Here is a 16910-nt window from a genome sequence, read left to right on the forward strand (position 1 = left end):
CGCCGCGCATCCGACAACCGCTCCACCACCAACACCCCCACCCCCTCCGACCACCCCGTACCATCCGCCCCCACCCCGAACGACTTGCACCGCCCGTCCACCGCCAACCCCTGCTGACGCGAGAACTCGACGAAGGTGGTCGGGGTGGCCATGACGCTGACCCCGCCGGCGAGCGCCATCGTGCACTCGCCGCGCCGCAGCGACTGCGCGGCCAGGTGCAACGCCACCAACGACGACGAGCACGCCGTGTCCACCGTGATCGCCGGCCCCTGCAACCCCAGCGCGTACGCGATCCGACCCGACGCCACACTCGCGGCGGCACCCGTCATCAGATAGCCCTCCACGCCCTCCGGCACCTGCTCGGCCCGGGCGGCGTAGTCGTGGTAGGCCACGCCCATGAAGACACCGGTACGGCTGCCGTGCGCGGCGGCGACGGGGATGCCGGACCGCTCCCAGGCCTCCCAGGACACCTCCAGCAGCAGCCGCTGCTGCGGGTCCATGGCGAGCGCCTCGCGGGGGCTGATGCCGAACAGGGCGGCGTCGAACTGCCCGGCGCCGTGCAGGAATCCGCCGTACCGGGTGGCCGAGCGGCCGGGCCGGTCGGGCCGGTCCGGGTCCTGGCCGAAGAGCCGGTCGGTGTCCCAGCCGCGGTCGGCCGGGAAGTCGCCGATCGCGTCCACCTCCTCGGCGACCAGCCGCCACAGGTCCTCCGGGCCGGCCACGCCGCCCGGGAAGCGGCCCGCCATCGCCACGACGGCGATCGGGTCGTCGTCCGGGGGCGTGCTGCCGACGGCGGCCGACCGGTCGGCCCGAACCGTCCCGCCGGGCTGATCCGTTCCGCCGGGCTGGGCCGTCCGGCCCGCCTCCGGGCCGTCGGCGCCGAGCACCCGCCGGCGCAGGTAGTCGGCGACGGCCTGCGGGGTCGGGTGGTCGAAGAGCAGGGTGGTCGGCAGCGGCAGGCCGGTCGCGGCGCGCAGGCGGTTGCGCAGCTCCACCACGGTCAGCGAGTCGAAGCCGGACTCCCGGAAGGCGCGGTCCACCGGGACGGCGCCCCGGTCGGCCGCGTCGTGGCCGAGCACGGTGGCGGCGTGGGCGCGGACCAGGTCCAGCAGCTCGCGGTCCTGGTCCGGCCGGGACAGCCCGGCCAACCGGGCGGCCAGCCCGTGCTGTTCGGCGACGGCCGGGCCGGACGCGCCGCTCGCCGTACGGTTCGGCAGCCGGACGAGTCCCCGCAGCAACGGCGGCAGGTCCCCCTCCCGGGCCCGGTCGCGCAGCGCGGCCTGGTCGAGGTCGGCGGGCACCAGCAGCGCCCGCCGGGAGCCGAGCGCCGCGGTCAGCAGCGCGAGCCCGTCCGCGGTGGCCAGCGGGGCGAGGCCGCTGCGGCGCAGCCGTGCCAGGTCGGTCCCGGCCAGGCTCCCGAGGCCGCTGGTCCGCTCCCACAGCCCCCAGGCCAGCGAGAGGCCGGGCAGGCCCTGGGCGCGGCGGCGGTGGGCCAGCGCGTCGAGGGCGGCGTTGGCGGCCGCGTACGCCGCCTGCGCGGGCGTGCCGAGCACGCCGACCGCGGAGGAGAAGAGCACGAAGTCCGTCAGCGGGAGGCCGCGGGTCAGTTCGTCGAGGTGCAGCGCGCCGTCGGTCTTGGGGCGCAGGACGGCTGCCAGGCGCTCGGGCGTCATGGCGTCGAGCGGTGCGTCGTCGACGGCGGCCGCCAGGTGGTAGACGCCGGTGAGGGGGTGCTCGGCCGGGAGGTCGGCGAGCAGGGCGGCGAGTGCGGAGCGGTCGGCGGCGTCGCAGCGGCGGATGTCCACCTCGGCGCCGGCGGCGGTCAGTTCGGCGCGCAGCTCGGCCGCGCCGGGGGTCTGGTCGCCGCGCCGGCCGGTGAGGACGAGGTGCCGGGCACCGGCGGTGACCAGGTGCCGGGCCAGTTCGGTGCCGAGGCCGCCGAGGCCGCCGGTGATCAGTACCGTGCCGTCGGGATAGATGGCGGGTCGGGGCGCACCGGCCGTGCGGACCAGCCGCGGGACGAGGACGGTGCCCTCGCGCAGTGCGGCCTGGCTCTCGCCGGCGGCCAGCGCGAGCGTCGCCGCGCGGCTCAGGGCCGCCTCGTCGCCGCCCCGGGCGCCGGGCGAGGCGTCCAGCAGCAGGAACCGGTCCGGGTGCTCCGCCTGGGCGGAGCGGACCAGGCCCCAGACCGCGCCCTGCGCCGGGTCGGTCTCCTCGGCGGCGCCGTCGACCGCGACTGCGCCCCGGGTCACCACCACGAGCGGGGCCGCCGCCGGGTCCTCGTCGGCCGCCCGGGCCTGGAGGGCCGCGAGCACGGGCGCCAGGACGGCGGCGGTCGCCGGCTCGGCTGTTCGGGGGGCCGGGGCTGCCGGAGCGAGCGGCGCCACCGGCGCGGCGTCGAACAGGAGGAGGGCGGCCTCGTCGGCCGGGCGGGCCGGGAGCGGCTGCCAGTCCAGGCCGTAGAGCGCCCCGCCGCCGGTCGGACCGGCGGTCAGGCCGGCCACCGGGACGGGCCGGAGCAGCAGGGACTCCACGTCCACCACGAGTGCGCCGGCGGCGTCGTGCGCGCTCACCCGCACCGCGTCCCCGCCCGCCGGTGTGACCCGCACCCGCAGTCCGGTGGCGCCGGCCGTCGGGACGCCGACGCCGCTCCAGGCGAACGGCATCCGCAGCTGCCCCGGGTCGGGGGCGGCGCCGCGCAGGAGTTCGGCGTGCAGGGCCGCGTCGAGCAGGGCGGGGTGGACGGCGTAGCGGAGGGCGTCGGCGTGGTGCGCCGGGTCGAGGTCGACCTCGGCGTACAGCTCCTCGCCCAGCCGCCACGCGGCCCGCAGGCCCTGGAACGCCGGCCCGTAGCCGTACCCGTCCGCCGCGCGGTCCGGGTAGAAGCCGCTGACGTCGACGGGCTGCGCGCCGGGCGGGGGCCAGGCGGCGGGGGCCGGGACGGCCGCGTTCGCCACGACGGCGTCGGTCAGCGCTCCGACGGCGTGGCGGGTCCACGGCTCGGTCTGGCCGGCCGCCGGGCGGGCGTGCACCGTGACCGGCCGGGCCCCGTGCCGGTCGGGTGCGCCGACCGTCACCCGCAGCTCGACGGCGCCCGCGGCGGGGAGCAGCAGCGGGCGTTCGACGGTCAGTTCCTCGATCCGCGGGCAGCCCACCTCGTCGCCCGCGCGGAGTGCGAGCTCGACGAAGCCGGTGCCGGGGAACAGTGCGGTGCCGCCGACGGCGTGGTCGGCGAGCCAGCCGGGCGCGCGGGACGACAGGCGACCGCTCAGGACGACGCCGTCGCCGTCGACGGAGCCGAGCACCGCGCCGAGCAGCGGGTGGTCGGCGGGCGCGAGACCGGCCGCCCGGACGTCGGCGGTGCCGGTGCCGGGCTCGAGCCAGTGCCGGCGCCGCTCGAAGGGGTACGTGGGCAGTTCGGTGCGGCGGGCTCCGGTCCCGGCGAGGGTCGGGGCCCAGTCCACGGCGACGCCCCGGACGTGCGCCTCGGCGAGCGAGCGCAGGAACCGCCGCCGGCCGCCCTCGTCGCGCCGCAGGGTGCCCAGGGCCGTCGGCTGGTGTCCGGCCTCCTCGGCCGTGTCGGTCAGCGCCGAGGTGAGCAGCGGGTGCGGGCTGCACTCCACGAACGTGCGGTGGCCGTCGCGCAGCAGGGCCGTCACGGCGCCCTGGAAGTCCACCGGCTCCCGGGCGTTGCGGAACCAGTAGGACGCGTCGAGCTCGGCGGCGCCGAGCCGGTCGGCGGTCACCGTGGAGTAGAAGGCGGTGACCGGCGGGTGGTGCGGGACGTCGCCGATCAGCGCGTGCAGCGGCTCGCGCAGCGGCTCGACCAGGGCGCAGTGCGAGGCTCCGGCCCGGACCACGACGCGGGCTCGGATGCCGTCGGCCTTGCAGTCGGTGACGAAGCGTTCGACCTCGTCGGGCTCGCCGGCGACGGTGACGGCGAGCGGACCGTTCACCACGGCGAGGTCGAGGCGGGCCGTCCGCTCGGCGATGCGCTCCCGGGCGGCGGCGGCGGAGAGCTCGACGGCGGCCATCATGCCGCGGCCCGGCAGCTCCGCGGCCCACAGCCGGCTGCGGCGCACGACCACGGTCGCGGCGTCCGGCAGGGTCAGCACGCCGGCGACGCAGGCTGCGGCCAGCTCGCCCTGGGAGTGGCCGACGACGGCGTCGGGCCGCACGCCGTGCGCCTCCCACAGGGCGGCCAGCGAGACCATCATGGCGAACAGCACCGGCTGGGCCACGTCCGTGCGTTCGGGGTCGGTGGCGGCGTCGGGGCCGCCGAGCAGGGTGTCCAGCAGCGACCATTCCACCAGCGGGTCGATCGCGGCGGCGCAGGCCCGCAGCCGTTCGGCGAACGCGGGGGCCTGGGCGTACAGTTCGGCGGCCATGCCGGGCCACTGCGAGCCGTGGCCGGGGAAGACGAGGACGGTCCGGCCGGGGTCGCCTGCGGTACCGAGCGCCACGGCGGCGTCCGGCAGGCCGCTCGCCAGCGCGTCCAGGGCGTGCGCGAAGCCGTCTGTGCCTGCGGGGCCGGCCGGGCCCGCGGCGACGACGACGGCGCGGTGGGTGAGGTCCGCGCGGCCGTGGACCAGGGAGAAGGCCACGTCGGCCGGGGCCGGCGGCGCGGCCTCGGCGAGGCGGGCCCGCAGGCGCGCGGCCTGCTCCCGCAGCGCGTCGGGTGTCCGTGCCGACAGCGGCCAGGCGAGCACCTCGACCGGTGCCGGGTCGGGCACCGAGGCCGTGTCGGGCGCGGTAGCTGCGTCAGGCACCGAGGCTGCGTCAGGCGCGGTGTCGGGCAGCACGGACGCGGCACGTCGCCGCTCGGGGGCCGGGGGCGCCTCCTCCAGGATCAGATGGGCGTTGGTCCCGCTGATGCCGAACGAGGACACCCCCGCCCGGCGCGGCCGTCCGGGACCGCCGGGCCAGTCGACCGGCTCGGTCAGCAGGCGCACCGCGCCCGAGCTCCAGTCCACGCTCGGGGTGGGCTCGTCGACGTGGAGGGTGCGCGGCAGCTCCGCGTGCCGCAGGGCCTGGACCATCTTGATGATGCCCGCCACGCCGGCCGCGCTCTGGGTGTGCCCGATGTTGGACTTCACGGAGCCCAGCCACAGCGGCCGGTCCGCGGGCCGGTCCCGGCCGTACGTCGCCAGCAGCGCCCGGGCCTCGATCGGGTCGCCCAGCCGGGTGCCGGTGCCGTGCGCCTCGACCGCGTCGACGTCGGCGCCGGTCAGCCCGGCCGCGCGCAGCGCCCGGCGGATGACCCGCTGCTGGGCGGCGCCGTTCGGCGCGGTCAGCCCGTTGGACGCGCCGTCGGAGTTGACCGCCGAGCCGCGGACCACGGCCAGCACCGGGTGGCCGTGCCGGCGGGCGGCGGAGAGCCGTTCGAGGACGAGCAGTCCGGCGCCCTCGGCCCAGCCGGTGCCGTCGGCGGCGGCCGCGAACGCCTTCGAGCGGCCGTTCGGCGAGAGCCCGCCGAGGCGGCTCAGCTCGGCGAACACGCCGGGGGTCGGCATCACCGTCACGCCGCCCGCGAGGGCCAGCTCGCACTCCCCGGCGCGCAGCGCCTGCGCGGCGGAGTGCACGGCGACGAGGGAGGCCGAGCAGGCGGTGTCCACGGTGACGGCCGGGCCGCGCAGGCCGAGGACGTAGGCGATCCGGCCGGAGGCGACGCTCGGGGTGCTGCCGGTGTAGAGGTAGCCGTCGGAGCCGTCGCTCGGCTCGCCCAGCCGGGGCCCGTACTCCTGGGCGGTGGCGCCGACGAAGACGCCGGTGTCGCTGTCCCGCAGGGCGGCGGGGTCGATGCCGGCGTGTTCCAGGCACTCCCAGGACGTCTCCAGCAGCAGGCGCTGCTGCGGGTCCAGGGCGGCGGCCTCGCGGGGGCTGATCCCGAAGAACGCGGCGTCGAATCCGGCCACGTCGGCCAGGAAGCCGCCCTCCCGGACGTACGAGGAGCCGCGGCGCGCCGGGTCGGGGTCGTACAGCGCCTCCACGTCCCAGCCGCGGTCGGTGGGGAACCCGCCGATGGCGTCGACGCCCTCGGACACCACGCGCCACAGGTCCTCGGGGGAGCCGACGCCGCCGGGGAGGCGGCAGGCCATGCCGACGATGACCACCGGGTCGTCGTCGCCGGAGCCCGCGCGGTCGCTGGCGGTCTCGCTGGCGGTTTCATTGTCGCTCTCGCTTCCGCTGGCGCTGTCGGCGCCGGTGCCGGTGCCGGTGCCGCGGGCCAGGTGACGGGCGAGCAGGCCGGGGGTGGGGTGCTCGTAGACCAGGGTGTCCGGCAGCGGCAGCCCGGTGGCGGCGGCCAGCCGGGCGCGCAGCTCCAGGCCGGTGGCCGAGGTGAGGCCGAGGTCCCGGAACGCCACGTCCGGCGCGATCGCGTCGGGGGTGTCGGAGCCGAGGACGGCCGCGGTGTGCTGCCGCACCAGGTCGAGCGGGTCGCGCTCCGGTGTGCCGGGTACGGTCTCCTGCTCGGCCCCGGGCCCGGCGGGTCCGGATGCGGCTACGGGTGCAGGTGCGGACGCAGGTGCGGCTGCGGCAACGGCTGCGGCAGCGCTCGGCTCGGGGAGCCAGTACCGGCGCCGCCGGAACGCGTACGTGGGCAGGGCTGCCCGACGGCCGCCGCCGATCACGGCGGACAGGTCCACCGCGGCCCCGGCCGCGTGCAGTCCGCCCAGGGCCTCGACCAGTGTCGTGGGCTCCGGCCGGTCGGCGGTCAGGGCGCTGAGGAAGGAGCGGCCGTCCGGGAGCGCCGAGCGGGCGGCGGGCGCCAGGACGGCGTCCGGCCCGAGCTCCAGGTAGCCGGTGACGCCCGCCGCGTCGAGGCGGCGGACACCGTCGAGGAACCGGACGCACTCGCGCACGTGCCGCACCCAGTACTCGGGGTCGCACAGCTCGGCGGCGGTGGCGAGGTCCCCCGTGAGGTTGGAGACGACCGCGAGCCGGGGCGGCCGGTACGTCAGGGACCGGGCGACGGTGCCGAACTCGTCGAGCATCCCGTCCATCAGGTGGGAGTGGAAGGCGTGGCTGACCCGCAGCCGCCGGGTGCGCCGGCCCCGCTCCCGCCACCGGTCGGCGAGGGCGCCGACCGCGTCGGCGTCGCCGGACAGCACGACGGCGCGCGGCCCGTTCACCGCGGCGAGCCCCACCCGGCCTGCCAGTTCGGCCAGTTCGGCTGCCACCTCCTCCTCGCCCGCCTCGACCGCCACCATCGCGCCGGTCGTCGGCAGTGCCTGCATCAGCCGGCCGCGGGCGGCGACCAGCGTGCACGCGTCGGGCAGGGACAGCACGCCGGCGGCGTGCGCCGCCGCCAGTTCGCCGATCGAGTGGCCCAGCAGGAACGCGGGCCGCACCCCGAGGCCGGTGACGAACCGGTGGAGGGCCACCTCGATCGCGAACAGGCCGGGCTGGGCGAACTCCGTCCGGTGGATCAGTTCCGCTTCGGCGGTGCCGGGTTCGGCCCAGAGCACCTCGCGCAGCGGCCGGGCCAGCACGGCGTCCAGGTGGGCGCACACGTCGTCGAAAGCCGCCGCGAACGCCGGGTGCGCGTCGTACAACGCCCGCCCCATCCCTAGGCGTTGGGCGCCCTGGCCGGTGAACAGCAGGGCCACCGAGCCGGTCGCTCCGGCCTCGCCGGCCTCCCCGGCCTCGCCGAGGACGGTTCCCGCGCCGGCTGCTCCCCCGCTCAGCGCGTCCAGCCGGGTGAGCAGCGCGTCCCGGTCCTGGGCGACCACGACGGCGCGGGCCGGGAAGGCCGTCCTGGTGGTGGCGAGCGAGTCGGCGAGATCGGCCGGCGGCAGGTCCGGCCGGTCCCGGATCCACTGCGCCAGCCGGCCGGCCTGCGCCCGGAGCGCCGGTTCGTCCCGGCCCGAGACCGGGAACGGCAGCGGCAGCCCGTGCGGGCGCGGCTCGTCCGGGCCTGACGCCGCGGCGGTGGCCGGCCCGGAGGACAGCACCAGGTGGCAGTTGGTCCCGCCCATCCCGAACGAGCTGACCCCGGCGATCCGCGGCGCCTCCACGCCCCCGACGGCCCGCGACTCCTCCGCACCCCCGACGGACCGCAACGCCTCGGCGCGCGGCCAGGGGCCGAGCCGGTCGTGGACCCGCAGCCGCAGCTCCGCCAGCGGGATGAGCGGGTTGGGGGTGCGGTAGTTGAGGCTCGCGGGCAGTTCCCCGGCCCGCAGTGCGAGCACCACCTTGAGCAGCCCGGTGATCCCGGCGGCACCCTCCAGGTGTCCCACGTTGGTCTTCACCGAGCCGACGGGCAGCGGCCGGTCGGCGTCGCGGTGCCGGCCGAGGGCCGCGCCGAGGGCCCGGGCCTCGACCGGGTCGCCGGCCTTGGTCCCGGTGCCGTGCAGTTCGACGTAGCCGACGTCGCCGGGTGCGACCCCGGCCCGCCGGTAGGCGGCCTCGATCACCTCGCGCTGCGCCTGCGGGTCGGGTGAGGTCAACTCCGGTCCGCCGCCATCGTTGTTGACGGCGCCGCCGCGGATCACGCACCAGACGTCGTCCCCGTCGGCGAGGGCCCGGCCCAGCGGTTTGAGCACGACGAGCCCGCCGCCCTCGCCGCGGACGTAGCCGTCGGCCTGCGCGTCGAAGGTCCGGCACTCGCCGTCCGGGGACAGCGCCCCGAAGTGTTCGACACCGACGGTTGTCGCGCCGGCCAGGTTCAGCTGCACGCCGCCCGCCAGGGCGAGGTCCGACTCCCCGGACCACAGGCTCTCGCAGGCGCGGTGCACGGCGACCAGGGACGACGACTGGCCGGTGTCCACGACCATGCTGACCCCGCGTGCCCCCAGCAGGTAGGACAGCCGGTTGGCGATGAGGCTGCGGTTGGTCCCGGCCAGGGTGTGCGGGGAGAGGGCCTCAGGCCCGGCCTGGGCGGTCAGCCGGGCGTAGTCGTCGGCGATCGCGCCGAGGAAGACGCCGAGCCGGCTGCCGCGCACCCGGGCGGGGACGATCCCGGCGCTCTCCAGGGACTCCCAGCCCAGTTCCAGCGCCAGCCGCTGCTGCGGGTCCATCGCGGCGGCTTCCCGGGGGGTGACGCCGAAGAAGTCCGCGTCGAAGTCGGCGACCCGGTCGAGGAAGCCGCCGCGCGGGGTGCGGACGGCGGCGTCCCGCCAGCGGTCGGCGGGGGTCCGGGTGATCGCGCTGCGCCCGTCGCGCAGCAGCTGCCAGAACGCGTCGGGGTCGGGCGCGCCGGGCAGTCGGCAGGCGATGCCGATGACGGCGACGGGCTCCGGGGATTCGACGGACTCGGGGGATGCGAGGTGCGTATTGACGGCCACGCCGAACGACGATAGGCGCGGCTTTCCACCGTCCGGCAACTCGCTGGAATTCGGCCGGTGCGCTTTCCCGGTGAACCGGCGATTACCCCGCCCGAACTAGGTTGCGCACCGGACCAGACGATGCCGGGAGCTGCCGTGAACCCTTTTTTGGAAGCGATCGTCGAGAATCGGCCGGCGGAGGCCCTCGAACGCCTGGAGCTGCCGGGCGAATACGTGGCCGCGCACCTGCGCGCCGATGAGACCGGGATGTTCCGGGGCACGTCCGACAAGGACGTCCGCAAGTCGCTGCGCGTCGGTCCGGTGGCCATGCCGGAGTTGGCCCCGGACGAGGTGGTCGTCGCGGTGATGGCCAGTTCGATCAACTACAACACCGTGTGGTCGGCCACCTTCGAGCCGGTCCCGACCTTCGAGTTCCTGCGCCGCTACGGCGCGCAGGGCGGCTGGGCGGCGCGGCACGACCGGCCGTTCCAGGTGGTCGGCTCGGACGCGGCCGGCGTGGTGGTCCGGATCGGCTCGGGCGTGCGCCGCTGGCAGGTCGGCGACCACGTCGTGGTGCACCCGGTGCACGTGGACGAGCAGGAACCGGTCACCCACGAGGACGCGATGCTCGGCACCGACATGCGGGCCTGGGGCTACGAGACCAACTACGGCGGGCTCGGCGAGTTCGCGGTCGCCCGCGCCAGCATGCTCGTCCCCAAGCCGCCCCACCTGACCTGGGAGGAGGCGGCCGTCACCCCGATGTGCGGCAGCACCGCCTACCGGATGCTGGTCGGCCGCCACGGGGCCCGGATGAAGCAGGGCGACGTGGTGCTGGTCTGGGGCGCGGCCGGCGGCCTGGGCGCGTACGCGGTGCAGTTCGTCCGCAACGGCGGCGGCATCCCGGTGGCGGTCGTCGGCTCGGAGCGCAAGGCGGAGGCGGTGCGCCGGCTGGGCTGCGAGGTGGTGATCGACCGGTCCGAGATCGGGTTGAGCGACGACCCCGACCCCTCGCCCGCGGACGTGCTGGCGGCGGGCAAGCGGCTGGGCGGCATCATCCGCCGGGAGACCGGGCGGGACGCTGACATCGTCTTCGAGCACGTCGGCCGCGCCACCTTCGGCATCTCGGTGTTCGTCGCCGGGCGCGGCGGGACGGTGGTCACCTGCGGCTCCAGCACCGGCTACCACCACGAGTTCGACAACCGGTACCTGTGGATGCGGCTGAAGCGGGTGGTCGGCAGCCACGGCGCCAACCTCCAGGAGCAGTTGGAGACCGGCCGGCTGGTCGCCACCGGCGCCATCTCCCCCACGCTGTCCGCGCTGTACCCGCTCGCCGAGGTGGGCGAGGCGACCCGGCTGGTCCAGCGCAACGAGCACGTCGGCAAGGTCGGCGTGCTGTGCCTGGCCCCGGAGCCGGGCCTGGGCGTCACCGCGCCGCAGCTGCGCGCGCGGCTCGGCGCGGACCGGATCAACCCCCTGCGGGACTTCGCGCCCGCGTCCTCCCTGTGAGAGCAGGCCTGTCGATGCGAGGAGCGCACTGATGGAAGAGCTGGCGGAGCGGTACCTGAGTCAGGCCCTGTCCGTGTGGGGCCTGGACGTTGAGTACGTCCGGGCCGAGGGCGACACGATGTACCTGTCGCACCCCGACGGCGGGCAGCGCCCGGTCGTCGACTTCGTCGGCGGCTTCGGCTCGCTGTTCTTCGGCCACAACCACCCGGAGCTGGTCGCGCACGCCACTGCCCTGCTGGTGGCGGGTACGCCCAGCCACGCGCAGCTCTCCCGGCGCACCGAGGCGCAGCGGGTCGCCGCGGCCCTGAACGCGGTCACCGCGCGGGAGCTGGACGCGGGGGAACCCTACGAGGTGGTCTTCGCCAACAGCGGGGCGGAAGCCGTCGAGGCGGCCATGAAGCACGCCGAGCTGGCGCGGGTCTTCCGGCTGGGCGCCCTGTCCGCGGAGCTGGCGGCGCACGCGGGCGAGGTGGCGGCGGCGGCCGGAGCGGGTACGGGGCCGGCCGGCGGGGCGCTCGAACTGGCCCCGGAGGCGGTCGAACTGGCCGGGCCCGGCGCGGACGCGGCGGCGGTGCTCGCGGCGGCGGCGCGGCACAACGAGGAGGCGCTGAGCCGGCCGCCGGAGTTCTTCGCCCTGGAGGGCGGGTTCCACGGCAAGCTCGTCGGCAGCCTCCAGCTCACCCACAACCCGACGTTCCGGCTGCCGTTCGCGGGGCTGGGCGCCCGGGCGCGCTTCGTGCCGGCCGGGGAGCCGGAGGCGGCGCTGAAGTACGCGACGGCGGAGCAGCCGTACGCGCTGGACGTGCTGCTGCAGGACGGTGTGGTGCGGGTGCGGCGGCGGCCGGTGCCCTTCGTGGCCGGGTTCGTCGTGGAGCCGATCCAGGGCGAGGGCGGCATCCACGAGCTGACGGCGGAGCAGGCGGCGCGGATCGCCGAGGTCTGCCGGGCCCTGGAGTGCCCGCTGATCGTCGACGAGATCCAGAGCGGCGCCGGTCGGACCGGGGCGTTCTTCGCGAGCGCGGCGATCGGGCTGACCGGCGACTACTACACGCTGGCCAAGAGCGTCGGCGGCGGCCTGGCGAAGACCTCGCTGCTGCTGGTCCGCCGGTCCCGCTACGTCAGGGAGTTCGAGCTGCTGCACAGCTCGACGTACGCCAAGGACAGCTTCTCCTGCGCGGTCACCGAGAAGGTCCTGGAGCTGCTGGAGCGCGACGGCGGCGCCGCCTACCGGCAGGCCGCCGAACGCGGGGCGCGCCTGCGGGCGGCGCTGGAGGAGGTCCGGGCCGAGTTCGGCGACGTGGTGCGCGCCGTCCGCGGGCGCGGCCTGCTGGTCGGCTTCGAGTTCGCCGACCAGTCGGGCGCCGTCTCCCCGGTGATCCGCCACTACGCCCGCAGCGGCTTCTTCGGCTTCGCGGTGGCGGGTTTCCTGCTGCGCCGGCACGGCCTGCGGCTGATGCCGACCGGCAGTGCCCCGCACACACTGCGGATCCAGCCCTCGTACGCGATCGCCGACGAGGCCGTCGACCGGCTGGCGGACGGCCTTCGGGACGTCTGCGCGCTACTGCGCGGCCAGGACGCGCTGCGCCTGGTGCACGCGCTGACCGGCGTGGACACCCCGGCACCCCGCGAGGACACCCGGGACTTCCGCACCGCGCCGCCGGCGGACGGGACCGCCGGGGCCCCCGCCGTCCGGATCGCCTACGTGGCGGAGCTGGACACCCCGGACTCGCTGCGCCGCTTCGACCCGAGCCTGGCCGACCTGGACGACGCGACGCTCCGGGCCTTCGTGGCGCGGTCGGCCCCGGTGCGCGCCATGGCGGCGCTGCCGCCCGTCCGGTGCGCGGGCGGCGGCTCAGCCGGGCAGGGCGGCGGTGCGGCTGCGCAGGGTGGCGGTGCCGAGGTGACCGTCTTCCCGCTGCTGGTCGAGGAGGAGCCCGGCGCGGGCACGCTCGCGACCGATGTCGCGGCACAGGTCGGCGCGGCCCGCGCCGCCGGCCACCCGGTGGTGGTGGTCAGCCCCCGGCTGCGCGGGCTGACCGGGGCGCCGGCCCGCGGGGAGGCCGTGCGCGGCCCGGCCGGTTTCGCCCTGCCGGCCGGCTTCGGGACGGACGGCGATCCGGCGCTGCTGCCCGTCGAGCTGTTCGAGGCGTTGTCCGAGGCACTGTCCGAGGCCTCGTCCCGGGCGGTGTCGGCGGGCTGACGGATCCACTGCGGCGGCCCTGCCCCGGGGCGGTGCTCCGGGGCAGGGCCGCTGTGGTGTGCGTCCCGGGGGGACGGCCGTCCGGTCGGAACGGCGCGCGGACGGCCGTCCGGTCAGAACAGCAGGGAGACCGGGGCGCCGGTGCCGAGCAGCGACCGCGCGTAGTCCTCGAAGATCATCGGCCGGTTCAGGGCGGTGTGCCGGCTGCCGATCTCCAGGTCCCGCCAGTACCGCTGGACCGGGTTGCTCTGCGCGAAGCCGCTGGTGCCCGCCAGGTCCAGCAGGCGCTGCATGGCCTCGCGGCACCGCTCCAGCGAGGAGACCATGTGCATGCGCAGCCGGGCCCGTTCGGCCGGGGTCGCGTCCTCCCCCTCGGGCACGGCGTCGAATCCGTCCGCGACGGCCAGCATGTGCAGCACCCCGGTGTCGATCAGGTGCGTCGCCTCGGCGAACGCCTGCTGCACCGCCGCCGAGTCGACGGCGCGGGAGTAGGTGGAGAAGGCGAGCGGCTTGTGCTCCTCCAGCTTCGCGCGGACCAGGTCGAGCGCGCCGCGGGCCGCGCCCACGAGCGAGGACAGGGAGTGCAGGTTGCCCTTGATCAGGACGGTGGCCGGGATCGGGGAGAGCGGCTCGCCGGACGGCTGGAGCGGCGCGAACTGCACGAAGCGGTCGGGGACGAACAGGTCCTCGGCCACCATCGCGTGGGTGCCGGTGCCGAGCAGCCCGGCGACCTTCCAGGTGTGCTCGATCCGCAGTTCACCCGGCGGCGCCAGCAGGTTCGCCACGCCCGTCTGCTTGCCGTCCTCGTCGTGGACCGGCACCCAGGCCAGGAACGCCCAGTCGGAGAGTTCGCAGCCCGACGCGTACGGGAAGCGGCCGTTCACCTTCACCCCGCCGGGCACGGCGTCGGCGCGCAGCGTGGGGTCGAGGCTCGCGGCCGAGAGCATCACGGCGTCCGGGTCGGCGCCGTAGATCTCGTTCAGCCCGGGCTCGGGCATCAGCATCACCAGGTCGACCGAGGCCGCGTGGTTGGCCGCGATCCAGCCGGTAGACGGGCAGCCCCGGCCCAATTCCGACAGCACCTCCACCTGGTGGCGCATCGGCAGCTCCCAGCCGCCCCACGCGCGGGGCGTGCTGAGCCGCAGCAGGCCCGCCTCGCGCAGCGCGGCCACGTTCTCGGCCGGGACCTTCGACTCCTGTTCGGTCCGGTCGGCGTTGCGGCGCAGCAGGGGGATGAGGCCCTGGGCCCGGCCGATCAACTCCTCCCGGGTGGGGGCCTTTTCGGCGGTGAACTCGGACATGCTGGTTCCCTTCTCGGGGCCGATCGCGAGGTGGCGTGGTTCCGCGCCCATGGGATTTCCGCGAATCGGTTCCGGGCCGTCGGCCCGGAGGTTCCGAGACCCGCGCGAATGCCCATGCCGGCTCACGCTAGCGGTCGTCTCCGGAGTGCCGTCCACGGCGCCGTAACCGACCGTTCCACCGAGCCGGAATTCCCGGTTACCGGCCACAGAACGGGCAGTGGGAAAGCCCGGGTTAGGGTGTGCGCGTGAATGGCGGAATACATTCCGGACGACAGGTCCGCATCCTCGGTATCGGCGGCTCCACCCGGCGGGGTTCCTCCTCCGAACGGGCCCTGCACGCCGCGCTCTCGGCCGCGGCCCGGCACGGTGCGGCCGTGTCCGCCATCGTCGGCGCCGACCTCGTCCTGCCGATGTACGACCCCGCGGGCCGGTCCCCGTCGGCGCCCGCCAAGCGGCTGTTGGCCGCCCTGGCCGAGGCGGACGGCCTGCTGATCGCCTCCCCCGCCTACCACGGCAGCACCTCGGGACTGGTGAAGAACGCCCTGGACTACGTCGAGGAACTGCGCGGCGACGCCCGCCCCTACCTCAGCGAGCGTGCCGTCGGGTGCCTGGCCGTGGCGCAGGGCTGGCAGAGCGGCGTGTCCACCCTCGCCACCCTGCGGACGATCGTGCACGCGCTGCGGGGCTGGCCCACGCCGCTGGGCGTGGTGCTGAACACCTCGGTGGGCGGCTTCACCGAGGACGGCGACTGCGCCGACCCCCGGGTGCAGGAGCAGATCGAGACGATGGCGCGCCAGGTCGTGGACTTCGCCCGGACGCGCCCGACCGGGCCCTGAACCCCGGGCTCTGAACCCCGGCCGCGCGTACCGCCTGCAACTCGGCCGGGAAAGCGCCGAGTTACGGCTGCAGGCCGCGACGACTTCCCCGCGGACAGAGGCGCCCCGGCCCTCGGCGGGGAGCCGGGGCCGGGGCGCACGACCGGCTTCAGCCGGTGGTCTTGCGCCGGCGGCGGACGACGAAGGCGCCGCCCGCGAGTGCCAGCGCGGCGCTCGCACCGCCGACGAGCATCGGCGTCGCCGACGGGGCGTCGCCGGTGTGCTTCGCGGTGCCGTAGCCGCTGGACATGCCCACGGTGTCGTACTCCGAGCCGGGCAGCTTGTCGGCGTACCGAGCCTTGACCAGCTTCTGGTACTCGCTCAGCGAGGCCGATGACCGGCCGGCCAGGCCTTGCCGGGCCTGGTCGTTGAGCGGTTCGACCGTGGTGAGCTTCAGCTGGTACCAGCCGCGGATCTGCGGCTCGGTGAACACCAGCGTCCCGGTCGTGGCCTTGCCGGCGTACGTGGCGTCGCCGTCGCCGTCGCGCACGGCCGCCAGGTGCCAGCCACCGCCCTGGGTGGGGGCGAGCATGACGGTGGCGTTCCGTCCGTTGACCGGGGCGTTCAGTGCGGAGACCAGATGGCTCATCCTGATCGCCTCGGAGGGGATCGGCAGGGACGTCCCGGCGACGAAGCCGGGGGTGATCTCGTTCAGGGCCATCGGATCCCTGACGGTGAACGCCGGCATGCCCTCGCACGGGTCGGCCGTGGCAGGCATCGGCTGCGGCGCCCCGCCCACGTCGCCCTGGGGCACCGGGACGCTGAGGAAGCGGCAGACGGCGTCGTGGACGGCGGTGGACTTCACCAGGTCCAGGGCGGCCTGGTAGTCCGGGATGTCGGCCGGGAGCGGGTCCTTGGCCGGGGCCGCGTGGACGGGGCCGGCGACGGTCAGCAGTGCGGCCGCGCCCAGGGCGAGGGCGGCCGCGCGGCGGGAACGGCGCAGGGCCGCCCGCACGCTGGACGTTCTGTTTCCGTGCATGCTGCCTGCCTTAACGGGAGATGCCGATCCGGGAGTGGGTCCACTTGAACGAGCTGTTGCTGACGTAGTCGCTGTAGTTCCACCACGTGTAGGTGGCGGTGTCCGGCCACGGGTCGGCGACGCCGATGGTGTTGTTCGCCGTGTCGAAGCCGTAGACGACGTTCATGTGGCCGCCGCCGGACGTCCACCCGATGCGGGCGGCGACCGGCCGGGCCGCCTTGACGTCGGTGTAGACCTGGTTGAACGTGGCCGCGCTGCTCAGGCCCGAGCCGGGGTGGGCCATGCCGAGGCTGCTCCAGCCCCTGGCCATGTCGTCGAGCGTGGCGGGCTGGTTGTTGCAGCCGTAGGACGGCTGGGCGCGGTTGCAGAAGTCCGTCTGCGTGCTGCCGTAGCCCTGGAACTTGGCGATCGTCAGCCCGGAGGCGGCCCAGCACCACTGGGTCTTCTCCTGCTTGTACATGCCGATGTTGTCCTGCCCGGCCTCGGCGTGGGCCGGGCCCCCTGCGGCGGCGAGCAACCCCGAGGCCGCCAGTACGACCGCCGAAGCCGTGGTCGCGAACGTGGATCTGCCCATCTTCCTGCCTTCCCGCGTAAGTGCGATGCGTGCCGGGAAATCTGGCAGAGCTATGACAGCACGGTCTTCCGGGGGCGCACATGGTAAGTGCAGGAACTATGCCCGTGAGGGTGATTCGTCAGATAGGCGTTTATTTCCCTGTCCGTGATCGCATGGCGTGGGACGGCTCGGGGCGATGACGACCCGGCGGGGCTGTCAGAGCCCCGGCC

Annotated in this window: 7 protein-coding genes; 3 read left to right on the forward strand and 4 right to left on the reverse strand. The window is 75.9% G+C overall.

From position 1 onward, the window contains the following. The coding region (locus AC0B61_RS17375; protein ID WP_471741532.1) for a type I polyketide synthase at positions 1 to 9287 on the reverse strand (9287 nt) is incomplete at its 3' end. Positions 9288 to 9422: 135 nt separating this feature from the next. Between AC0B61_RS17375 and ccrA the strand changes: the two genes are divergently transcribed. Together ccrA and AC0B61_RS17385 are read left to right on the forward strand one after the other, a co-directional pair. Continuing rightward, positions 9423 to 10772, forward strand: a complete 1350-nt coding sequence (gene ccrA, locus AC0B61_RS17380; protein WP_471741533.1) for a crotonyl-CoA carboxylase/reductase — start codon at positions 9423 to 9425, stop codon at positions 10770 to 10772. 31 nt (positions 10773 to 10803) lie between these two features. After that, a complete protein-coding gene (locus tag AC0B61_RS17385; protein ID WP_471741534.1) occupies positions 10804 to 12972 on the forward strand; it encodes an aspartate aminotransferase family protein in 2169 nt (722 codons plus the stop codon). 113 nt (positions 12973 to 13085) lie between these two features. Here the strand turns inward: AC0B61_RS17385 and AC0B61_RS17390 are convergent, their stop codons facing one another. After that, positions 13086 to 14273 (reverse strand): acyl-CoA dehydrogenase family protein, encoded by a 1188-nt coding sequence (locus AC0B61_RS17390; protein WP_471741535.1) that lies wholly within the window; start codon positions 14271 to 14273, stop codon positions 13086 to 13088. 245 nt (positions 14274 to 14518) lie between these two features. Between AC0B61_RS17390 and AC0B61_RS17395 the strand changes: the two genes are divergently transcribed. Then, on the forward strand, positions 14519 to 15109 hold the full coding sequence (locus tag AC0B61_RS17395; RefSeq protein WP_471741536.1) for an NADPH-dependent FMN reductase: 591 nt from the start codon (positions 14519 to 14521) through the stop codon (positions 15107 to 15109). A 148-nt stretch (positions 15110 to 15257) separates the two neighbouring features. Here the strand turns inward: AC0B61_RS17395 and AC0B61_RS17400 are convergent, their stop codons facing one another. Together AC0B61_RS17400 and AC0B61_RS17405 are read right to left on the reverse strand one after the other, a co-directional pair. Then, positions 15258 to 16127, reverse strand: coding sequence for an LPXTG cell wall anchor domain-containing protein (locus AC0B61_RS17400; protein ID WP_471741537.1), 870 nt, complete (start codon positions 16125 to 16127; stop codon positions 15258 to 15260). Positions 16128 to 16137: 10 nt separating this feature from the next. Next, entirely contained in the window at positions 16138 to 16701 is a 564-nt protein-coding gene (locus AC0B61_RS17405) for a papain-like cysteine protease family protein (RefSeq protein WP_471741538.1), read from the reverse strand. Between the last annotated feature and the right edge of the window lie 209 nt (positions 16702 to 16910).

The sequence above is a fragment of the Kitasatospora sp. NPDC023385 genome (assembly GCF_055664045.1).